Origin of the sequence: Seohaeicola nanhaiensis (assembly GCF_042654245.1) — a bacterium.
GTDB classification, from domain to species: Bacteria; Pseudomonadota; Alphaproteobacteria; order Rhodobacterales; family Rhodobacteraceae; genus Seohaeicola_A; species Seohaeicola_A nanhaiensis.
On record NZ_JBHSGI010000002.1, the window covers coordinates 118,601 to 137,703 of the forward strand.

Here is a 19,103-nt window from a genome sequence, read left to right on the forward strand (position 1 = left end):
TCGCCTCATGCAACCGTGATGCGTCGTATTGTGCCGATCAGCTTGGCATCGTCGAAAGGCTTGACGATCCAGCCGGTCGCACCGCTCTTCCGCGCGCGATCCTTAAGGTCCTGCGCGCTCTCCGTGGTAAGGACCAGGATCGGCAGCCCGGCGTATTCCGCCGCCGCACGGATCGTATCGATCACCCCGAAACCATCCATGCGCGGCATGTTGATGTCCGTGATCACGACATCGGGATCGACCTCGGGCAATTTCTCAATCCCATCGACTCCGTCTTCGGCGACATGTACCTCGAACCCGCCTTGGGTCAGGCAGTGGCGCAACATCTCACGGATGGTGCGGGAATCGTCGATAGCGAGAATTCTGATACTCATGGTTGCACATCCTGCGTCAGAAGCTGCGACTCGAGCCCGAGGCGGCGAATGTCGTCGCGCATCGCCTGCGAAGGCAGCAAATCGAAATCCAGGCCGTCCCGCACCCAGCGGTGCCGTGCGGCGACCAGCAATTGCGCGCAAAGCCCGCCCAGCAAGCGCAGATTGCCGCCATCGAGCTCCACCGGGTGCCCAAGGGCCTCGGTCAGGCGCTTGCGCAAGTCTGTCAGCCCCGGGGTATCGAGCTTTTCGCCCAGATCAATTCTGTGCCTCATCTTGGCCTCTCCCTAGAACAGCGTGACATCGTCATCGGCTGCAGACTGAGCCCGCTTTGGCAGCGCAGGCTCGACGTGGTCGCTCAACAGCATCTGTTGGGCGAGTCCGGACGTCGGAACATAGCGCACCCGCCGAGCCATCGTGCCGCCCAGGCTTTCCGCCCGGCAGGGTATGCCTTCGTCGGCCAGAAACCGCCGTGCGAAAGCCGCGTTAGATTCGCCGATCCGCCCGAGCCCGCCGTTCATCATGGCGCCACCAAATAGCTTGGCCTCCAGCCGGGACTTCTGAGCACCCCGCTTCAGCAACCCGTTGATCAGCAACTCCATCGCGAGCAGGCCATAGCGGAAGCCGACCTCCTGTTTCACCTCGCCTTCGGGCAGCAGAAAGTGATTCATCCCACCGACACCGGCAACTGGATCGCAGAGACAAGTGGCAACACAGGAGCCCAGGATCGTTGTCAGAACGATTCCCGGATCATCCGAGACGCGAAACTCTCCCTGGATTACGTGGCTGGTGCGCAGCGCGCGCATGTCGAGTTCCGAGGTCAATCCGGTCATGATCTTTCACCTTGATCCTGTCCCGCATGAAATCGGTTCCGTAGACGTGCCAGAGTGCGAATGCTGGGGAACATTGCTCAGAAATCCTCCCATTGCGCGGCTGCCTTTGCGACCACAGGATGCGGCTTGGCCTGTCCGGCCGCAGCCTTGGGCCATTCTGCCGGTGGCGCGAGCGCTGGTTTCGTGGGTTTCGGGGATTTGGATTGTTGTCTTACGACGCCCCCGGCTTCCCGGGACTCTTCGGCGACACGGAAGCGTGCAACGGCATCGACCAGTGTCAGAGCGTTCTGACGCAGGGCTTCACTGGCGGCGGTGGTTTCCTCGAGACGGGCAGCATTCTGCTGGGTCGACTGATCGAGTTGGCTGACGGAATTGTTGATTTCAGCCAAGCTCGACGACTGTTGTCTCGCCGAAGAGGCAATCTCAGAAACCAGCGTGGAAATTTCCGATACAGATTCCACGATCTGGTGCAACGCCTGCCCCGTTCGTCCCACGAGTTCGACACCGGTCTTGACCTGTGTCGCGCTCTTGGCGATCAGGTCGTTGATCTCGCGCGCCGCATTGGACGAGCGCTGTGCCAGTGCGCGCACCTCCGAAGCGACCACTGCGAAGCCGCGTCCCGCATCTCCTGCGCGTGCGGCCTCGACGCCTGCATTCAGGGCCAGAAGGTTTGTCTGGAATGCGATATCGTCGATGACCTTGATGATCGAGGTAATCCGCTCCGAGGACCCGGCGATCTGGTCCATCGCCGACACCGTCTCCACCACGACCCTGCCGCTGTTCTCGGCATTGGCCTTGGCCGCAGCCACGGCGGTATCCGCCTGATCCGCGCCGGATGCGGCGGCGCGGACGGATGTGGTGAGAGTGTCGAGCGCAGCGGCCGTTTCCTCCAGCGTGGCCGAATTGGTTTCGGTCCGGCGCGACAATCCGTCGGCAGTGCTGGAAATGTCGCGGGCCTCGTTGTGGATGCTCTCGGCGCTGCGGGCAATCCCGCTCATCGCATTGGCGAGCGTTGTCAGAGCGCCGTTGTAGTCGGTCCGCAACTGCTCGTAGGAGCCGGAGAAAGGCTTCTGGATCGTCGCCGTAAGATCGCCCTGGCTGAGGCGCTCGAGTCCGATCCGCAGGGCTTCGACCACCTGGCTTTGCTGCCGTTGGGACTCCTCCCGTTCCTTCCGGGCCGATTCCAGTTCCGCTTCGGCCTGGGTCACGTCATTGCCCAGCAGCAGAAGGCGGATCGGCTTGCCGTCATGATCGCAGATCGACGTCAGGCTGCCATCGACGATCGCCATCGATCCGTCGGTTTTGGACAGCCGCATCTTTCCCGAAAATCCCTTGCCATGGCGCGCGCCATCCAGCAGCCGCGCGGCGCTGTCGGAGCCGCTGCCGACGGAGGCGACGATATCGCCAAAGCTGCGCCCCTTCAGGGCCTCAGCCGAAGCGCCCAAGGCATTGGCGAAGGCAGTATTGGCGGTCATGAGCTGTCCATCAGGCAGGAATTCCGCCTTGAGCTGATTGGCGTCGATGGAGGACAGCGTTGCCCGGTTCAAAATGTCCTTGGTGACGTCCGCCCACTCCAGCACATGACCGAGCGCCTTGCCGGCGTCGTCGCGGACGGTGCTGATTGCGAGCGACAGGTGGACATCGCCAAGGCGCAGGATGGTTTGCGATCCGCCAGCCACCGGTCCATTCAGCATTTCCCGGAAATTCGCACCGCCAAAGCTGCAGGCATCGACGGGTTTTCCAACAAGGCTCGCCGGGTCGAATTCCGGCAGCGAGCGGGCGATGAGATCGCGGAGCCCGGTGAACAGAGCGCTCATGCGCGGGTTGAGATAGCGAATGACGCGGCTGTCATCGACCACCATAAGCGCCGCGGAACAGCCCATGAAGGCGGCTCCCTTGAAACTGGCGTCGCGTTGGATGGCCTCGCCCGAAGCCAGCTGATCGCTCAGGGTGTGCAAGGTTTTGCCGATGTCGCCGATCTCGTCGCCCCGGTCGGTGCCAGGGATTTCCGTATCGTACCGCTTTTCGCCCAAAGCCTGGATGGCGGTGCGGAACTTGCGCAGAGGCGTGACGATAAGGCGGCCGCAGAGCATCAGCGCCAGCGTGACGGAGACGAGGAAGACACACCCTGCCCAGAGCAGCGCGACCCTCTGGGCCTGTTGCGCGCTGGCGAACATCCGGTCCGGCGTCCAACTGCTGACAAGGACCCCGACCAGCGCGTCACCTGTGCCAAAGCGCAGCGGCAGTGCAATCGAAAGGCGGTCTTCTGAAACCACCTTTTCCTGTGTCTCCAGAGTCTTGCGGGCCAAGTCCATCAAGGTGTCCCCCGCGCCTCTGATATCTCCGTAACTTGCGATCATGGTACCGTCCGGGCGTACTGCCGCTGCGCCAACCAGCTGACCGTTGGAATCGCGCGCGGCGAGGTCGAAGGTTTCGCTGATCTGATCGCCCTTGCCGAACTTGAGAGCGCCGCCGATCAGCTCGCCCAGCAGTTTCGAACTGGAAAATGCCTGTTCGGCGACGAATTGCTGCGTCATCCCCGAGGTCAGGGTGGTGGACACATAGCTGATGGTCCCGATCACAAGCCCCACCGTGACAGCGATGATGCCTGCGACCTTGTAGAAAATGGAGTTCAGTTTCGGCAGCGTCCTGGGGGCAGTCATGTCTGGCAAGCTCCGTATTGCGCCTGAAAAATCTCGGCTGCGCCGGCGTTTCAGAAGGCTTCGGCGTTCAGTCCGATGGTGACGGCGCCGATGGGCGCGCCCTGGCTGTCGATGACCGTGAAGGAAACCTGTGCCTGGTAAATCTGGCTGGATTCATCGAGTTCGATCTCGCTCACATGGATGGCATCGGGACCGAGGGGAAAGGTTTCCTGGAACTTGGCCTCATCCCCCTGCCAGTAGTCCGAGGTGACGTCGCTGACGGCAACGTTCATGCCGCGCTTATCCATCACGATGATCTCGGTGATCTTGCCGCCGCTTTCGGCAACATGAGCGCGCATCGCCTGAGAGATCTGGGAATCGCGGACAGGTGCGATGGTCGGCGCGTCGGCATGGCCGACCTCGGCACGCCATTTGTCGTCGAGTGCGATCAGTTGTTCCTGGCTCAGCCCACCATGGGCGGCATTGCTCTCCGCGATGGCGGCCTGCACAACCGGATCGGCGAACCAGCCTCGCGCCGAGGCGTTGACGAAAGCGATCATTGAGTCGTTCGGCTCGGCCGCGAAAACGGCCGGGGCGGTCAGGGCAAGAATGGCAGTCAGCGCGCAAATTTTCATGGGTGTGTCCGATTCCATCTGGTTGGCAATCACGTTTGATCTGTGCAAACTGACCGCAAACACTTAAGGTTCGATGAAACCGAAACGGCCCTCTCCCCCACGACGCCGGCGCCCGAACGAAGCCGAAAAACAGCGGCGAGCGAAGACCGGAAAGCTTTAATTTATATATATCTTTCATATGCTTGAAGGACGAACAGGGATTTCGACCCATTCGCGCCCGACAATCGGTTCGTTACATTTTTTACGACTTCCCCCTCAGCAGTGTCCCTGCGCCGAAGCCCGCCCCACCCGCAGCGCCCCCTTTCGCCTGCCGGTCAGCCTGCTAGTCTGCCCGGGCTGCTTCGGAGGCCCGTCATGATCCGCTATTCCCTTCTCGACCTTTCGCCGATCTGCGAAGGTGGCACCGCCGCGCAATCGCTGGCCAATACGCTCGACCTCGCGCGCCATGCCGAGGCGCTGGGCTTCACGCGCTACTGGCTGGCCGAGCACCACAACATGCCGGGCATCGCCAGTTCGGCGACCGCGGTCGTGATCGGGCATGTCGCCGCCGGCACACGGTCGATCCGCGTCGGTTCCGGCGGCGTCATGCTGCCGAACCACGCGCCGCTGGTCATTGCCGAGCAGTTCGGCACGCTGGCCACGCTTTACCCCGGCCGCATCGACCTTGGCCTCGGCCGCGCACCCGGCACCGATGGAGCCACCGCCTGGGCGCTGCGGCGCCACATGGCGCAGGAAGACAATTTCCCGCGTGACGTGGTGGAACTGATGGGGTTCCTTGGCGATGCATCGCCGGACCAGCGGCTGCGCGCGGTGCCAGGCGTCGGCACCAAGGTGCCGGTCTATATTCTCGGATCCTCGCTCTATGGCGCCGAACTGGCGGCACAGTTGGGCCTGCCCTATGCCTTCGCCTCGCATTTCGCGCCGGGCGCTCTGGACCAGGCGGTGGAGGTCTACCGCACCCATTTCCGCCCTTCGGAGAGGCTGGAGTCGCCCTATTTCATCCTTGCCGCCAATGTCTTCGGCGCCGCGACCGAGGCCGAGGCGTTGCGGCTCAAGTCGTCGATGCAACTGGGCTTCGTGCGCCTGCGCACCGGTCAGCCCGGGCCGCTGCCGCGCCCGGTCGACGATATCGCGGCGCTCGTCGATCCGGCGATGCTGCGCATGGTGGACCAGGCGCTGTCGGTCTCGGTCCAGGGGCCCGTGGACTCGGTGCGCGCCGGGGTCGAACGGCTGGTCGCCCGCTACCAGCCGGACGAGATCATCTTCAACAGCCAGATCCACGATCACGCGGCGCGCAAGCGCTCGGTCGCCATCGCCGCCGAGGCGATGGGACAGATCAACCACGCCGACGCGGCAGAATAACGGGGGGAATATGGGACAGACATTCGATCTGACCGGCAAGGTCGCGCTGGTTACCGGCGGCAATGGGGGCATCGGACTGGGCATGGCGCAGGCTCTGGCCAAGGCCGGGGCGCGTGTGGCGATCTGGGGCACCAATCCCGACAAGAACGCCCGCGCGGTCGAGACGCTGCGCGCTCATGGCGAGGCCGAGGGGTTTGTCTGCAACGTCGCCGACCGCGACGAGGTGAACGCCACGATGGCCGCGACGCTCGACCGGTTCGGGCGGCTGGATGGCTGCTTTGCCAATGCCGGCGTCTCGGGGCGCGGGGCGCGATCGTTCCTCGACATCGATCCCGAAGAATGGCGTCGCGTGCTCTCGGTCAATCTCGACGGGGTCTATCACACCTACCAGGCCGCGCTGCGCCACATGGTCGCGCGGGCCGAAGCCGGCGATCCCGGCGGTCGCCTCGCCTGCGTCTCGTCCCTGGCGTCGGTCTCGGGCGCGGCCCGCAACGAGCATTACGCCGCCTCCAAGGGCGCACTCAATGCGATGACCTTCGCGCTGGCGGTGGAATTCGCGCGCTATGGCATCACTGCAAACGCCATCCTGCCGGGCTGGATCGCCACCGACATGACCGAGAACGCCCGCGACAACCCGAAATTCGCCCAGGCGGCCGGTGCACGAATCCCGGCGCGCCGCTGGGGCGAGCCTTCGGATTTCGGCGGGATCGCGGTCTATCTGATGAGCGATGCCTCGGCTTATCACACCGGCCAGCTGCTGCAGATCGACGGCGGGTATTTCCGCTTCTGATCGCGGCATCATGGGTTTGGTCCGCTACCTGTCGCACCCTCAGGTGCTGATCGACCCGGCCAAGCCGGTGGAGCGGTGGTCGCTGAACGACACCGGGCGCGGGCGGGTGCAGGCCCTTGCCGGCTCGGACGCCCTGCGCGGCACGGGCGCGGTGTTCAGCAGCGCCGAGACCAAGGCGCTTGAGACCGCCAGCCCGCTGGCGCAGGCGCTTGGCCTTGCCGTCATTGTGCGCCCGGCAATGCACGAGAACGACCGCAGCGCCACCGGCTTCCTGCCGCCCGCAGAATTCGAGGCCGTCGCCGACCGGTTTTTCGCCGAACCCGGGACCAGCGTGCGGGGCTGGGAAACCGCAATGGCCGCGCAGCGCCGAATTTGCGCCGAGTTGGAGGCCTGCCTTGCGCTGGCACCGGACGGAGATGTTCTGATCGTCGGACATGGCGCCGTAGGCACGCTGCTCTATTGCGCTTTGGCGGGTCTGCCGATCTCGCGACGCCACGACCAGCCGGCAGGGGGCGGCAACTGGTTCGCCTTCCGCCCCGGCAGCCCTCCGCCCGCACCCTGGGCGCCCATGGAAAGCCTAATCTGACAGATGAACCGGCTGGCCGTGGGGCGTGGCAAGATAGGCCGCCTCCCAGGCCTGCTTCACCCGCGCCGCCTCGGCCGGATCCGCCGCGCCGGTCTCGGCCAGCACGCCCTCGAGCGTTTCCAGCCAGGCGTTGAAATAATCGTCGCCCCCGTCGAGATCGCGCGACAGCCCATGTCGCCGCAGCGTAGCGCCGAAACGCTCTGCCCATTCGGGCCAGTCAAGACGGCCGGTTTCGTTCAGATGAACGGTCATCGCGAAAAGCTGCGCGTGCCAGGGCTCGGCAAAGACGGGTTCGGGGCGGGTCATGCCGGCTCCAGATAGCTTTGCCAGAGGTCCAAAACCACCTCGTCGTTCGGATGCTCCGGCATCTGCCACAGCTCGGAGGCCGAGAAGACAACGGCATAGAGCGGTTCAGCCTGATCGCCGAGGCCGTGGGCGCTGGTGTCAGGCAGGACATGATTGCCATGGTAGCGCAGGATTCGGCCCCTCGCCCCGGCAGCATAGGCCGGCAGACGCGTATGCCCGCCCTCGACATGCGTGTTCTCCGGGTGAGGGCGCACCCGCACCTCCTGCCCCGGGGCAAAATCGAGCGAGCCGAACGACGGCCGGTCCGACGGGCTGCCCTTGGCCAGCGCTGCGGGCACCTTTTCGGCCGTCAGCACGCTGTAGGACAGCGCATGGCGCCCCTCGGAGCCCTCACCGGTCAGGTCGTCGCGTGTCAGAACCGAAGTCTCGACCAGAAGGTCGGCCAGCGCGGCGATCCACTTTTCGTAATAAGAAAAGGTCGAATAATCCGGCACCGACAGGCATTCCCGCGCGTGGCGCGACATGTCGATGTTCCACTGGCCCAGCGCACCGGCCGCCAGTGTCAGCGCCATGGCCCTGTCATGCCAGGGCTCATGCCACAGCGGCTCGTCCTCCCCCTCGGGCCGGATCGCACCATAGCCGAACCGCCCGCCCATGTCGTGCGCGCGTGTCATGACGGCGCCTTCGCAAGGCCGGTGCCGATCATGCTGTTGCGCGTCACCAGTCGCGCCAGCGCCGCGCGGTCCATCCCCTCGGAGCCTTGCGGGCGCATCGGGATCACGAGATAGCGCACCTCGGCCGTCGAATCCCAGACCCGCACGCCGGTCTCTTCCGGCAGGACAACCCCGAATTCCGACAACACCCGGCGCGGCTCGCGCACCGCGCGCGCGCGGTATCCGTCCGACTTGTACCAGGCCGGCGGGATGCCCAGCAGCGGCCAAGGGTAGCAGGAGCACAGCGTGCAGACGACCATATTGTGGGTCTCGGGCGTATTCTCCACCGCAACGATATGCTCGCCCTGCCGGCCGTAATAGCCAAGCTCGCGCACCGTTGCCGTGGCATCCGCCAGCAGCTCCTGCCGGAAGCTCTTGTCGCTCCAGGCGCGGGCCACAACATCGGCGCCGTTCTTCGGGCCGATCCGGTTCTCGTAGGTGTCGATGATCGCATCCAGCGCCGCCGGGTCGACCAGTCCCTTCCGGGTCAGAATCGTCTCGAGCGCCTTGACCCGCAGCGCCGGGTCAGAGGGCAGCAGGGAGTGCGGATGTGCGTCGTGGTCGTGATGATCATGGGGCATGGCGGGAGAGTGCCCGCGCACCCCCTCGGTTGTCCAGTCTCAAACTGATGCCTTGCCCCCGCGTGCGATCTTGCATAGATACCCCCCGTCAGCCGCCCGGAGACCATACGTCCCATGGAAAACGTCGTACTCATCATCCATCTGATCCTGGCCTTCGGCCTGATCGGCATCGTGCTGCTGCAGCGCTCGGAAGGCGGCGGGCTCGGGATGGGTGGCGGCGGCGGCGTGATGAGCGGTCGGGCGGCCGCAACCGCACTGGGCAAGCTGACCTGGTTTCTGGCCATTGGCTTCATCTGCACCTCGCTGGCGCTGACCATCATCGCCGCAGAAAAATCCGCGGGCACCTCGGTGCTCGACCGGCTGGGCAATGCACCGGCCGAGGCGCCGGCGTCGCCCGCGCAAGTGCCTACGGGCTCTGATCTTTTGCCGCCCGCCTCCGGCGACGACGCACCTCTGGTGCCAAAAGCCGACTGAGGCCGCAAAGCCACAATACCTTGACCAGCACTTAATAGCCGCAACATCATCTTGCGGTCGTCTTGCCCTTGTCGCGCGAATCCCTTATAGGTGGACTCCCGTGATGCAGGGTTTTTTCGAAAGCCTTGGACATTCAGGTTTTCGAACACTCACGGGGGCAGCGACACCTATGGCGCGTTTCATCTTCATTACCGGCGGCGTTGTCTCATCCCTCGGCAAGGGGCTGGCCTCGGCGGCTCTGGGCGCCTTGCTGCAGGCCCGGGGATTTTCCGTGCGGCTACGCAAGCTCGACCCCTACCTGAACGTTGATCCCGGCACGATGTCACCCTTCGAGCACGGAGAGGTCTTCGTGACCGATGACGGCGCCGAAACGGATCTCGACCTCGGCCATTACGAACGGTTCACCGGCGTTGCGGCGCGGATGACCGATTCCGTCTCTTCCGGGCGCATCTATTCCAACGTGCTCGAGAAGGAACGCCGCGGCGACTATCTCGGCAAGACGATCCAGGTCATTCCGCACGTCACCAACGAGATCAAGGATTTCATCGCCATCGGCGAGGATGAGGTCGATTTCATGCTCTGCGAGATCGGCGGCACCGTCGGCGATATCGAGGGCCTGCCCTTCTTCGAGGCGATCCGCCAGTTCATCCACGAACGCCCGCGCGGCCAGTGCCTGCTGATGCACCTGACGCTGCTACCCTATCTCGCCGCTTCGGGCGAGTTGAAGACCAAGCCGACCCAGCACTCTGTGAAGGAACTGCAGAGCATCGGCCTTGCCCCCGACATCCTGCTGCTGCGATCGGAACAGCCGATTCCCGACAAGGAGCGCGAGAAGATCGCGCTGTTCTGCAATGTGCGCAAATCGGCGGTGATCGCCGCCTATGACCTCAAGACGATCTACGAGGCGCCGCTGGCCTATCACCGCGAAGGGCTGGACCAGGCCGTTCTGGACGCCTTCGACATCTCGCCCGCCCCGCGCCCGAACCTCGACCGCTGGACCGACGTGATGGACCGCATGACCAACGCCGAGGGCGAGGTGCGCGTGGCGATCGTCGGCAAATACACGCAGCTGGAAGACGCCTACAAGTCCATCGCCGAGGCTCTGACCCATGGCGGCATGGCCAACCGCACCCGTGTGAAGGCCGAATGGATCGACGCCGAGATCTTCGAGCGCGAGGATCCGGCCCCGCACCTGCAGCGCTTCCATGCGATCCTCGTGCCCGGCGGCTTTGGCGAACGCGGCACCGAGGGCAAGATCAAGGCGGCGCAATTCGCCCGCGAGAAGGGTGTGCCATACCTCGGAATTTGTCTGGGAATGCAGATGGCCGTAATCGAATCGGCGCGCACGCTCGCCGGGCTTCAGGACGCGGGCTCCGAGGAATTCGACCACGAGGCCGGCAAGAAGCGCTTCACGCCGGTGGTCTATCACCTCAAGGAATGGGTGCAGGGCAACCAGAAGGTCGAGCGCAAGGTCGGCGACGCCAAGGGCGGAACGATGCGCCTCGGCGCCTATGACGCGGTGCTCAAGCCCGGCTCGAAAGTGGCCGAGATCTACGGCACGACCGCCATCGACGAACGCCACCGCCACCGCTACGAAGTCGACATCAAATACCGCGACAAACTGGAAACCTGCGGGCTGAGCTTCTCGGGCATGTCCCCGGATGGACGCCTGCCGGAAATCGTCGAAATCCCGGACCACCCCTGGTTCATCGGCGTCCAGTTCCACCCGGAGCTGAAGTCGAAGCCCTTCGCGCCGCACCCGCTGTTCGCCGACTTCGTGCGGGCCGCGAAGGAGGCCAGCCGGCTGGTGTGACATTCCGCCGCCGATCGGGCCCGGCGGATGCGGTCCTGCTTTGCGCCCGCCGCGCGCTGGATTAGGAATGGGACATGAGACGCGCCCTCGCCCTCCTCGCCGCCCTTGCACCGCTGCCCGCGGCGGCGCATCCGCATGTCTTCATCGACACCGGGTTCGAGATCGTCATCGACGAAACCGGCGCGCTGACCCATGTGCGCACCACCTGGGCCTATGACGAATTCTACACGCTGCTGATTTCGGAAGACATGGACATCGATCAGGACTTCGACGGCGTCCTGACCGAAGCTGAAAAGCAGCGCCTGACCGGCTTCGACATGCAGTGGATCGAAGGCTTCAACGGCGATCTCGAGGCGACGCTGGACGGGCAGCCGCTGACACTTTCGGGTCCGCTGGAACTTACGGCGGTGATCGAAAAGGGCCGGATCATCACGACCCACCTGCGCGCGGTCGAGGGAGCGCCCAGGCTGGCCGGCCGGCTGCTGTCGCTGAAACCCTACGACCCGACCTTCTACACGGCCTATTCTGTCGCCCTTCCCGTCACCCTGAAGGGCGGCGATACCTGCATGGTCGAAGCCATCGAGCCCGATATCGACGCGGCCATGGAGGATATGCGCCAGCAACTGCTGCGCCTCGACAAGGACGCCGACCTCGAAGAGAACGGCTTTCCCGAGGTTGGCGCCGAATTCGCCACCGACGTTCAGGTCTCATGTCCCGCGTCCTGAGCATCGCTGCGCTGATCGCGCTGGCGCTGCTGGTGTGGTTCTGGCTCAGCGGCGGCTTTGATGCGCTGTCCTCCTGGGCGGCGCTGGAACAGCGCGATTTCCAGAACCGCATCGCCCGCGCCCTGCGCTCGTTGCGCGGCGGCGAGTCAGGCGCCCTGGCGCTGCTGATGACCGTCTGTTTCGCCTACGGCTTCTTCCACGCGGTCGGGCCGGGCCACGGCAAGGTGCTGATCGGCGGCTATGGCCTGGGGCGCCGGGTGCCCTGGGCGCGGCTGGCCGGGATCGGACTTCTGGCCAGCCTCGGTCAGGCGGTGACCGCCATCGTGCTGGTCTATGCCGGGGTCTGGCTGCTTTCACTGACTCGCGAGCGGATGATCGGCGTGACCGAGGGCATCATGGCGCCAGTCTCTTATGCAGCCATCGGGCTGATCGGCCTGTGGCTGATCTGGCGCGGGGTCCGCCATGCCCGGGGCGGCGGGCATGACCATGCGCATGGGCACGGACATGACCACGATCACGACCACACCTGCGACCACCGCCACGGCCCGACGCTGGAGGAGGTCGCCCATGTTCACAGCCTGCGCGAGGCGCTCGCCCTGATCGGCGGTATCGCGGTCCGTCCTTGCTCGGGCGCGCTTTTCGTGCTGCTGATCACCTGGCAGATGGGCATCGGCCTGGCCGGCATCGCCGGCGCGCTCGTCATGGGGCTCGGCACGGCCTCCGTCACCATCGCCGTCGGTCTGGCCGCGGCAGGCATGCGCGGCGGCCTGCTGGGCGGGCTGGCCGGTTCCCCGCTGGCCACGCGCGCCGTGCCGGTGATCGAGATCGTTGCCGGAGCCTTTGTCACCTTTGTCGCCGGTGGCCTGCTGCTGCGCGCGCTCGGCTGACAAAATCGGCTTGTCATTTGCCCGCCGCCGGATCAGCTTGCGGCAAAGCCTTGAAGGAGAAGACAGAATGGCCAAGGGATATTGGGTCGCGCACGTCGATGTGGACGACATGGAGACCTACAAGCAATATATCGCCGCCAATGCCGCGCCCTTCGCCGAATACGGAGCGCGCTTTCTGACCCGCGGCGGTGAGTATCAGGTGATGGAAGGATCCGTGCGCAAGCGCACCGTCGTGATCGAGTTCGACAGCTACGAAACTGCGCTCGCCTGCTATAACAGCCCAGGCTATCAGGCCGCCATGGCGCTGCGCACTCCGGTCTCGACAGGCGACATGGTGATCGTCAAGGGGTATGACGGCTAGACCGTCCTGGCCTGAAACCGCTTCGGGGATACGCTGCGACCATGCCCAGCCTCAAGAAATTTCTCCAGTCCTTCCGACCGCAAGAGCCGGCGCAACTGCCCGACCCTGACGCCGAGCTGGCGCTCGGCGCGCTTATGGTGCGGATCGCGAAGTCGGACCGGGAATACCAGTTCGAGGAAATCAAACTGATCGACCGCATCCTGGCGCGGATCTACGGCCATAACGCCATCGAGGCCGCCAAGGTGCGCGCCACCTGCGAAAAGCTGCACGCGGCGGCCCCGGAAACCGACACATTCGCCAAGCTGATCCGCGAGACGACCGGCGAAGGAGAACGCCTCGCCGCTCTGGAGGCGCTGTGGGAGGTGGTTCTGGCCGACGGGCGCGCGGATGAAAGCGAGGTGCGCATCGTCGACGACGCCCGCAAGGCCATCGGCCTGTCCGAGGCCGACAGCGACGAGGCCCGTGCCCGCATCGAAGCCCGTCTGATGACAGTCGCCGGCGTCAGTCCCGACCCGCAGCCATGATTGCCTCAGCCAGCCCCTCGGGGTTGGTGAAGCAGACCTCGTGCCCGCCCGGCCTTTGGACCAGACGGAACAGACCCAGCTTTTCCGACAGGCGCGGATGCCAGCCATGGCTGTGCGGCAGCGCAGTATCCTCGGTGAAGTTGATGTAGGACTTGGCCACCTGCATCTCGGCCGGGTTGACCGACAATTTGATTGGATCGGTGAACGTCGCATAGGGATGCGGGTTCAGCTGGTCAAAGGCCGATTGGGCCAAGTCCCCATCCGCATCGTTCATGAAGGCCTCGCGCCAGATCGGATAGGGCAGCATGACCGAATTGTCGCCGCTCGCCGCAGCGATCTGATCGAACAGCGCCCTATAGTGCAGCGGCACCATCGAATTGAGACTTTCGCCATCGTTCGGCACGAAGGCGTTCCAATAGACCAGCCGCGCGATGCGCCCCGCCAGACGGTCGGCAACCCCGGTGATCACCATGCCGCCATAGCTGTGGCCGACGAGCACGATGTCCCTCAGGTTCGCGCCAGTGATGTAATCGGCCACCGATGCGATGGCGGTCTCCAGCCCGGTCGTGGCGCGGCTGTCGCCCGGATTGTTGCCCGCGATGGTGGGCGTATGCACCGCGTGTCCCGCCGCGCGGATCGGCTCTGCCGTCGCCGCCATCAAATCGCCCGTGTGCCACGCCCCGTGCACCAGAACATAAGTCGCCATGAACACCTCCCGTTGTTTCGTCCTGCCTGCTCACATTGGCGACAACCGTCCCGCTCTGTAAATACGCACGTTCGGTAGCACTTGGCCTCGCCCTTTGCGCGGCCTATAGCTTGAAGCATGTTCGCCGATTTCCTCCGCCGCCTCACCGCTCCCGACCCTCTTCCGGACACGGATGCCCGACTGGCACTGGCCGCTCTGCTGGTGCGGATCGCCCGGGCCGACAACAGCTATCAGAGCGCCGAGATCGCCCAGATCGACCGGGTGCTTTCGCGTCGCTACGGGTTCGACGCGGCTGCCGCCGCCGCCCTGCGCGCCGAGGCCGAGACGCTCGAGGCCGAGGCCCCCGACACCGTCCGCTTCACCCGCGCCATCAAGGAAGCGGTGCCCTACGACGACCGCGTCGGCGTGATCGAGGCGATGTGGTCGGTCGTTCTGGCAGACGGCGGCCGCGCGGACGAGGAAAACGCCCTGATGCGACTGGCGGCCAGCCTGCTCGGCGTGTCCGACCCCGACAGCGCGCTGGCGCGGCAAAGGGCGGCAGCGCCGGAATGATCGTCTGGCTCGGGATGTATGACCCGCCCGACCTCCAGGCGGCGAATGACCGGTTCTGGGGGGCGATCCGTGCGCGGCTGGGCGAAGGGCCGGCGTCGCTAAGGCGCGACATCCACACCTGGGAAGTCTGGCAGTCGCCGGACATGCTGCTGGCGCAGACCTGCGGCCTGCCCTTCCGCGCCCGCCTTCACGAAAAGGTCAGCCTTGTCGGAACGCCCGACTACGGTCTGCCCGGTTGTCCGCCGGGGCACTACAACTCTGCGCTCGTGGTGCGCGCTGACGACCCGCGCGCCACCCTTGCCGATTTCCCCCACGCCCGCTTCGCCTTCAACGACGCTCTCTCGCAATCGGGCTGGGCCGCGCCCTGGGCGCATTTCCAGGCCGCCAGGGTCGAGATCGGCCCGCGGCTGGAAACCGGTTCCCATGCCGCCTCGGCCACCGCCGTGGCCGAGGGCCGCGCCGATATCGCCGCGCTCGACGCGCTGACCTGGACGCTGCTGCGGGAACACCACCCCGAGTTGACCGCCGGCCTGCGTGAGCTCGACCGCACCGCTCCGACACCCGTTCTGCCCTACATCACCGCGGCGGGTCGCGATCCGGCCCCGCTCGCCAAGGCGATCACCGGCGCCATCGACGACCTGTCGCCCGACGACCGCGCCCTGCTGCACCTCAGGGGCCTCGTCCAGATCCCCGCGGAAGCCTACCTCGCCCTGCCGATCCCGCCCCGGCCCTGACCGCTGGACGCCCGCGCCCCCTTTGGCGATAAGGCGCGCATGGTCCTGCCCATCGAAGATGTCCTGCCCGAGCTGCTCGCTGCGCTGAAATCGCGCGGCCGCGCCGTGCTGCAGGCTCCGCCGGGCGCGGGCAAGACGACGCGCGTGCCGCTGGCCCTGCTCGACGCGGGGCTCGTCAACGGGCGGATCGTCATGCTGGAACCGCGCCGCCTCGCCGCCCGCGCTGCGGCCGAGCGGATGGCCGAAACGCTGGGCGAAGCGGTCGGCGCCACCGTCGGCTATCGCATCCGGGGCGAGGCGACAGTGTCGAAGGCCACCCGCATCGAGGTGGTCACCGAAGGTATCCTGACCAGGATGCTCCAATCCGACCCCGACCTTCCGGGCGCCGGCGCGGTGATCTTTGACGAATTCCACGAACGCTCGCTCAACGCAGACCTCGGACTGGCGCTCTGCCTGGAAGTCGCGGATGCCTTGCGGCCCGACCTGGTGCTGATGGCGATGTCCGCGACGCTCGATGCGGCGCCCGTGGCCGCGTTGATGGACGCGCCTCTGGTCACCTCCGAGGGTCGCAGCTATCCGGTAGAGATCCGGTGGCTCGACCGGCCGGCGGGCGTGGGAACGAAGGTGGCCGAGGCCGCCGCCGACCTGGTTCTGACGGCCGAGGCCGAGACCCGCGCCATCGGCGGCGGCCTGCTGGTCTTCCTGCCGGGCGAAGGCGAAATCCGCCGGGTGGAGACGTTGCTCAAGGGCCGCCTGCCCGACAGCTGTACGCTCCGCCCCCTGTTCGGCGCGATGCCCTTTGCCGCCCAGCGCGCGGCGGTCGCGCCGCAGGTACAGGGGCGTAAGGTGGTGCTGGCCACCTCGATTGCGGAAACCTCCCTCACGCTGGCCGATATCCGCGTGGTCGTCGACGCCGGTCTCGCCCGGCGCGCGCGCTTCGATCCTGGCTCGGGCATGTCGCGCCTGATCACCGAACGGGTGACCCGCGCCGAGGCGATCCAGCGCCAGGGTCGCGCCGGCCGCGTGGCCGACGGCATCTGCTATCGCCTCTGGACCCGAGGCGAGGAAGGCGCGGTCGCCGCCTTTCCCCCGCCCGAGATCGAGGTCGCCGACCTGGCCGGACTGGCGCTGGAACTGGCGCTCTGGGGCGCCACGGCCGCCGAGCTGCCGTTCCTCACGCAACCGAACCCGTCCGCCCTGGCCGAGGCGCAGGCGCTGCTGGCCTTGCTCGGCGCCTTGGACGACAGCGGCCGCATCACCGCCCATGGCCGCGCGCTGGCCGCCTTGCCGCTGCATCCTCGGCTCGGCCACATGCTGCGGCTGGCCGGTCCCGCCGCCGCCCCGCTCGCCGCTCTGCTCGCCGACCGCGATCCCCTGCGCGGCGCCGGCGTCGATGTCAGCCGCCGCCTCGCCGCCCTGCGCGCGCCGAATCGCGCACCGCCCGAGGCGCGCGGCGCGCTGGAGCGTATCCGGACCGAGGCGAAACGGCTGGAACGTCAGGCCGGACCCGCACCTGGCACGCCGCTCGGTCCCGGCGCCATGGCCGCCCTCGCCTTTCCCGACCGGATCGGGCAACGCCGGAAAGGCGGCCCGGCGCGCTACGTGCTTTCGGGCGGGAAGGGCGCGGCGATGCCGGACTCCGACCCCCTGGCCGGCACCCCCTGGATCGTCGCGCTGGACACCGATGGCAACCCGCGAGAGGCGCAGATCCGCCTCGCCGCGCCAATCGCGCTGGACGAGATTCGCGCGGCCTTCGGCGACCGGATCGCCTGGGTCGATCACTGCACCTGGTCGCGGCGTGAAAACCGGGTGCTGACCCGCCGGCAGGAATGCCTCGGCGCCCTCGTGCTCGAGGACAAAGCCTGGCCCGATGCCCCGCCCGAGGCGACGGGGCGCGCGATGCTGGACGGTGTCCGCAGCCTCGGACTCACCCTCGACGGCGCCTCCGCGCGCCTCGCCGCGCGGGTGGAACTGCTGCGCTCCACAGGCGCGGACCTCCCGGACATGAGCGTGGTCGGGCTGATGGAATCTCTGGAGGATTGGCTGCTCCCCATGCTCGGCCCCCTCCGCAGCGCGGAGGACTGGAAGCGGTTCAACCTCTTCCCGGCGCTCGACGCCATGCTGAGCTGGGAGCAACGACAGCGGCTCGATCGCGAAGCGCCGGCAAAGTTCACCACCCCGCTCGGGCGCGAGGTCGCCATCGACTATTCGCCCGATGGACCCGAACTGGCCCTGCGCCTGCAGGAGTTGTTCGGGGTCACGCGTCACCCCACCGCGGGCGGCCGACCGATCCGGCTGACCCTGCTGTCGCCCGCCCATCGCCCGATACAGGTGACGCAGGACCTGCCCGGCTTCTGGGCCGGCTCCTATGCCGAGGTGCGCAAGGAGATGCGTGCCGCCTACCCCCGGCACCCCTGGCCCGAAGACCCGACCAGTGCCGAGGCGACGCTCAGGGCCAAGCCGCGCAAGGCATAGCCGCCCGGGCGCCTTTTCCTCTTGCCACAATTATCTTCGCCTAAGACCATCGCGCGGCACGCGCGCTGCCCTCGGGTTCCGAAGTCCGCGCCTTATACCCCGAGGCACCACCGCATGACTGCTTTCTGGGCGTGCAGGCGGTTCTCGGCCTCATCGAAGATCACCGAATGCGGCCCGTCCATGATCTCCGAAGTCGCCTCGTCGTCGCGATGCGCGGGCAGGCAGTGCATGAACAGCGACTCCGGCTTGGCATGGCTCATGAGCCGGTCGTTCACCTGATAGCCGCGCAGCTGGTTGTGCCGCCGCTCGCGCGCCGACTGCGGATCGTGCATCGACACCCAGGTATCCGTCACGACCAGATCGGCACCCTCGACCGCCTTCTCCGGGTCGCGCTCAATGGTGATCGGATGCCCCTTGGAGGCCGCAAAGTCCAGCCACACCGGCTCGGGGTCAAGCGTTTCCGGCCCGGTGAAGGTCAGATCGAACCCGAATTGCCCGGCGGCATGAGCGAAGCTCGCGAAGACATTGTTGCCATCGCCCGACCAGACCACCTTCTTGCCCGCGATCGGGCCGCGATGTTCCTCGAAGGTCATCACGTCGGCCATGATCTGGCACGGGTGGGTACGGTTGGTCAGCCCGTTGATCACCGGCACGGTGGCGTGCTCCGCCATCTCGAGCAGGGTCGCCTCCTCGAAGGTGCGGATCATGATGAGGTCGACATAGCGGCTGAGCACGCGGGCCGTGTCGGCGATGGTTTCGCCATGGCCCAGCTGCATCTCGTCGCCCTTCAGCACCAGCGTCTGACCGCCCATCTGGTGCACGCCCACCTCGAAGGACACCCGCGTCCGGGTCGAGGGTTTTTCGAAGATCAGCGCGACCATATGGTCCTTCAGCACCTGATCTTCGTCCCGCGCGCCCTTGGGCCGGCCGGCGCGGGCGCGCTTCATCGCGCTGGCGTCGTCGATGATCCGCCTGAGATCGGCGGCGTCGGTCTTGTGGATATCGAGAAAGTGGTTCATGTCATCGGACTTTT

Annotated in this window: 22 protein-coding genes; 12 read left to right on the forward strand and 10 right to left on the reverse strand. The window is 66.3% G+C overall.

The window, feature by feature from the left end; translation table 11 throughout:
* Positions 1-5: 5 nt before the first annotated feature.
* From ACFO5X_RS00715 to ACFO5X_RS00735, 5 genes are all read right to left on the reverse strand, one after another.
* Positions 6-374, reverse strand: coding sequence for a response regulator (locus ACFO5X_RS00715; protein ID WP_380714946.1), 369 nt, complete (start codon positions 372-374; stop codon positions 6-8).
* Positions 371-646: an STAS domain-containing protein gene (locus ACFO5X_RS00720; protein ID WP_380714948.1), complete on the reverse strand. Its 276-nt coding sequence runs from the start codon at positions 644-646 to the stop codon at positions 371-373. Before ACFO5X_RS00720 ends, ACFO5X_RS00715 begins: the two co-directional genes overlap by 4 nt.
* Positions 647-658: 12 nt before the next feature.
* Positions 659-1,204 (reverse strand): chemotaxis protein CheD, encoded by a 546-nt coding sequence (locus tag ACFO5X_RS00725; protein WP_380714949.1) that lies wholly within the window; start codon positions 1,202-1,204, stop codon positions 659-661.
* A 77-nt stretch (positions 1,205-1,281) separates the two neighbouring features.
* Positions 1,282-3,867 carry a methyl-accepting chemotaxis protein gene (locus tag ACFO5X_RS00730; protein ID WP_380714951.1) on the reverse strand — a complete coding sequence of 862 codons (2,586 nt, stop codon included), beginning with the start codon at positions 3,865-3,867 and terminating at the stop codon, positions 1,282-1,284.
* 50 nt (positions 3,868-3,917) lie between these two features.
* A complete protein-coding gene (locus tag ACFO5X_RS00735) occupies positions 3,918-4,481 on the reverse strand; it encodes a hypothetical protein (protein ID WP_380714953.1) in 564 nt (187 codons plus the stop codon).
* A 354-nt stretch (positions 4,482-4,835) separates the two neighbouring features.
* Between ACFO5X_RS00735 and ACFO5X_RS00740 the strand changes: the two genes are divergently transcribed.
* Genes ACFO5X_RS00740 through ACFO5X_RS00750 form a run of 3 tightly spaced genes read left to right on the forward strand, consistent with a single transcriptional unit; the run spans position 4,836 to position 7,219 of the window.
* Entirely contained in the window at positions 4,836-5,843 is a 1,008-nt protein-coding gene (locus ACFO5X_RS00740; RefSeq protein WP_380714955.1) for an LLM class flavin-dependent oxidoreductase, read from the forward strand.
* 10 nt (positions 5,844-5,853) lie between these two features.
* Positions 5,854-6,633 (forward strand): SDR family NAD(P)-dependent oxidoreductase, encoded by a 780-nt coding sequence (locus tag ACFO5X_RS00745; protein ID WP_380714957.1) that lies wholly within the window; start codon positions 5,854-5,856, stop codon positions 6,631-6,633.
* A 10-nt stretch (positions 6,634-6,643) separates the two neighbouring features.
* A complete protein-coding gene (locus tag ACFO5X_RS00750; protein ID WP_380714959.1) occupies positions 6,644-7,219 on the forward strand; it encodes a histidine phosphatase family protein in 576 nt (191 codons plus the stop codon).
* On the opposite strand, the gene ACFO5X_RS00755 is transcribed toward ACFO5X_RS00750, so the two are convergent.
* The 3 genes from ACFO5X_RS00755 to nthA are packed head-to-tail and all read right to left on the reverse strand — an operon-like array spanning position 7,211 to position 8,819.
* Positions 7,211-7,525, reverse strand: a complete 315-nt coding sequence (locus ACFO5X_RS00755; RefSeq protein WP_380714960.1) for a nitrile hydratase accessory protein — start codon at positions 7,523-7,525, stop codon at positions 7,211-7,213. The genes ACFO5X_RS00750 and ACFO5X_RS00755 overlap by 9 nt on opposite strands.
* On the reverse strand, positions 7,522-8,199 hold the full coding sequence (nthB, locus tag ACFO5X_RS00760) for a nitrile hydratase subunit beta (protein WP_380714962.1): 678 nt from the start codon (positions 8,197-8,199) through the stop codon (positions 7,522-7,524). The genes ACFO5X_RS00755 and nthB overlap by 4 nt, the downstream gene beginning before the upstream one ends.
* Positions 8,196-8,819, reverse strand: a complete 624-nt coding sequence (gene nthA / locus ACFO5X_RS00765; RefSeq protein ID WP_380714964.1) for a nitrile hydratase subunit alpha — start codon at positions 8,817-8,819, stop codon at positions 8,196-8,198. The genes nthB and nthA overlap by 4 nt, the downstream gene beginning before the upstream one ends.
* A 114-nt stretch (positions 8,820-8,933) precedes the next feature.
* Here nthA and secG point away from each other — a divergent pair, with 114 nt between their 5' ends.
* The 6 genes from secG to ACFO5X_RS00795 all read left to right on the forward strand — a co-directional run bounded on the left by secG (position 8,934) and on the right by ACFO5X_RS00795 (position 13,603).
* A complete protein-coding gene (gene secG, locus ACFO5X_RS00770; protein WP_380714966.1) occupies positions 8,934-9,293 on the forward strand; it encodes a preprotein translocase subunit SecG in 360 nt (119 codons plus the stop codon).
* Positions 9,294-9,462: 169 nt separating this feature from the next.
* Positions 9,463-11,106: a CTP synthase gene (locus ACFO5X_RS00775; protein ID WP_380714968.1), complete on the forward strand. Its 1,644-nt coding sequence runs from the start codon at positions 9,463-9,465 to the stop codon at positions 11,104-11,106.
* Between the two features lie 74 nt (positions 11,107-11,180).
* Entirely contained in the window at positions 11,181-11,831 is a 651-nt protein-coding gene (locus ACFO5X_RS00780; protein ID WP_380714971.1) for a DUF1007 family protein, read from the forward strand.
* Positions 11,816-12,718, forward strand: a complete 903-nt coding sequence (locus tag ACFO5X_RS00785; protein ID WP_380714973.1) for a nickel/cobalt transporter — start codon at positions 11,816-11,818, stop codon at positions 12,716-12,718. Before ACFO5X_RS00780 ends, ACFO5X_RS00785 begins: the two co-directional genes overlap by 16 nt.
* Positions 12,719-12,785: 67 nt before the next feature.
* A complete protein-coding gene (locus ACFO5X_RS00790) occupies positions 12,786-13,079 on the forward strand; it encodes a DUF1330 domain-containing protein (RefSeq protein ID WP_380714975.1) in 294 nt (97 codons plus the stop codon).
* A 41-nt stretch (positions 13,080-13,120) separates the two neighbouring features.
* Positions 13,121-13,603 (forward strand): tellurite resistance TerB family protein, encoded by a 483-nt coding sequence (locus tag ACFO5X_RS00795; protein WP_380714976.1) that lies wholly within the window; start codon positions 13,121-13,123, stop codon positions 13,601-13,603.
* On the opposite strand, the gene ACFO5X_RS00800 is transcribed toward ACFO5X_RS00795, so the two are convergent.
* Positions 13,581-14,309, reverse strand: coding sequence for an alpha/beta fold hydrolase (locus ACFO5X_RS00800; protein ID WP_380714978.1), 729 nt, complete (start codon positions 14,307-14,309; stop codon positions 13,581-13,583). The genes ACFO5X_RS00795 and ACFO5X_RS00800 overlap by 23 nt on opposite strands.
* Before the next feature lie 117 nt (positions 14,310-14,426).
* Between ACFO5X_RS00800 and ACFO5X_RS00805 the strand changes: the two genes are divergently transcribed.
* The 3 genes from ACFO5X_RS00805 to hrpB are packed head-to-tail and all read left to right on the forward strand — an operon-like array spanning position 14,427 to position 18,070.
* Positions 14,427-14,861, forward strand: a complete 435-nt coding sequence (locus ACFO5X_RS00805; RefSeq protein WP_380714980.1) for a tellurite resistance TerB family protein — start codon at positions 14,427-14,429, stop codon at positions 14,859-14,861.
* On the forward strand, positions 14,858-15,595 hold the full coding sequence (locus ACFO5X_RS00810; RefSeq protein WP_380714982.1) for a phosphate/phosphite/phosphonate ABC transporter substrate-binding protein: 738 nt from the start codon (positions 14,858-14,860) through the stop codon (positions 15,593-15,595). The genes ACFO5X_RS00805 and ACFO5X_RS00810 overlap by 4 nt, the downstream gene beginning before the upstream one ends.
* Positions 15,596-15,634: 39 nt before the next feature.
* A complete protein-coding gene (gene hrpB, locus ACFO5X_RS00815; protein ID WP_380714984.1) occupies positions 15,635-18,070 on the forward strand; it encodes an ATP-dependent helicase HrpB in 2,436 nt (811 codons plus the stop codon).
* A gap of 92 nt (positions 18,071-18,162) precedes the next feature.
* On the opposite strand, the gene argF is transcribed toward hrpB, so the two are convergent.
* Positions 18,163-19,089 (reverse strand): ornithine carbamoyltransferase, encoded by a 927-nt coding sequence (gene argF, locus ACFO5X_RS00820; protein WP_380714986.1) that lies wholly within the window; start codon positions 19,087-19,089, stop codon positions 18,163-18,165.
* Between the last annotated feature and the right edge of the window lie 14 nt (positions 19,090-19,103).

Bases quoted from the DNA above. Each gene is read 5' to 3' on its own strand.
- ACFO5X_RS00720 (WP_380714948.1), bottom strand. From the start codon at position 646: ATGAGGCACAGAATTGATCTGGGCGAAAAGCTCGATACCCCGGGGCTG.
- nthA (WP_380714964.1), bottom strand. From the start codon at position 8,819: ATGCCCCATGATCATCACGACCACGACGCACATCCGCACTCCCTGCTG.
- ACFO5X_RS00735 (WP_380714953.1), bottom strand. From the start codon at position 4,481: ATGAAAATTTGCGCGCTGACTGCCATTCTTGCCCTGACCGCCCCGGCC.
- ACFO5X_RS00715 (WP_380714946.1), bottom strand. From the start codon at position 374: ATGAGTATCAGAATTCTCGCTATCGACGATTCCCGCACCATCCGTGAG.
- secG (WP_380714966.1), top strand. From the start codon at position 8,934: ATGGAAAACGTCGTACTCATCATCCATCTGATCCTGGCCTTCGGCCTG.
- ACFO5X_RS00750 (WP_380714959.1), top strand. From the start codon at position 6,644: ATGGGTTTGGTCCGCTACCTGTCGCACCCTCAGGTGCTGATCGACCCG.
- ACFO5X_RS00795 (WP_380714976.1), top strand. From the start codon at position 13,121: ATGCCCAGCCTCAAGAAATTTCTCCAGTCCTTCCGACCGCAAGAGCCG.
- ACFO5X_RS00810 (WP_380714982.1), top strand. From the start codon at position 14,858: ATGATCGTCTGGCTCGGGATGTATGACCCGCCCGACCTCCAGGCGGCG.
- ACFO5X_RS00740 (WP_380714955.1), top strand. From the start codon at position 4,836: ATGATCCGCTATTCCCTTCTCGACCTTTCGCCGATCTGCGAAGGTGGC.
- ACFO5X_RS00785 (WP_380714973.1), top strand. From the start codon at position 11,816: ATGTCCCGCGTCCTGAGCATCGCTGCGCTGATCGCGCTGGCGCTGCTG.
- ACFO5X_RS00775 (WP_380714968.1), top strand. From the start codon at position 9,463: ATGGCGCGTTTCATCTTCATTACCGGCGGCGTTGTCTCATCCCTCGGC.
- hrpB (WP_380714984.1), top strand. From the start codon at position 15,635: ATGGTCCTGCCCATCGAAGATGTCCTGCCCGAGCTGCTCGCTGCGCTG.
- ACFO5X_RS00790 (WP_380714975.1), top strand. From the start codon at position 12,786: ATGGCCAAGGGATATTGGGTCGCGCACGTCGATGTGGACGACATGGAG.
- ACFO5X_RS00730 (WP_380714951.1), bottom strand. From the start codon at position 3,867: ATGACTGCCCCCAGGACGCTGCCGAAACTGAACTCCATTTTCTACAAG.
- ACFO5X_RS00745 (WP_380714957.1), top strand. From the start codon at position 5,854: ATGGGACAGACATTCGATCTGACCGGCAAGGTCGCGCTGGTTACCGGC.
- ACFO5X_RS00725 (WP_380714949.1), bottom strand. From the start codon at position 1,204: ATGACCGGATTGACCTCGGAACTCGACATGCGCGCGCTGCGCACCAGC.
- ACFO5X_RS00800 (WP_380714978.1), bottom strand. From the start codon at position 14,309: ATGGCGACTTATGTTCTGGTGCACGGGGCGTGGCACACGGGCGATTTG.
- nthB (WP_380714962.1), bottom strand. From the start codon at position 8,199: ATGACACGCGCGCACGACATGGGCGGGCGGTTCGGCTATGGTGCGATC.
- argF (WP_380714986.1), bottom strand. From the start codon at position 19,089: ATGAACCACTTTCTCGATATCCACAAGACCGACGCCGCCGATCTCAGG.
- ACFO5X_RS00805 (WP_380714980.1), top strand. From the start codon at position 14,427: ATGTTCGCCGATTTCCTCCGCCGCCTCACCGCTCCCGACCCTCTTCCG.
- ACFO5X_RS00780 (WP_380714971.1), top strand. From the start codon at position 11,181: ATGAGACGCGCCCTCGCCCTCCTCGCCGCCCTTGCACCGCTGCCCGCG.
- ACFO5X_RS00755 (WP_380714960.1), bottom strand. From the start codon at position 7,525: ATGACCCGCCCCGAACCCGTCTTTGCCGAGCCCTGGCACGCGCAGCTT.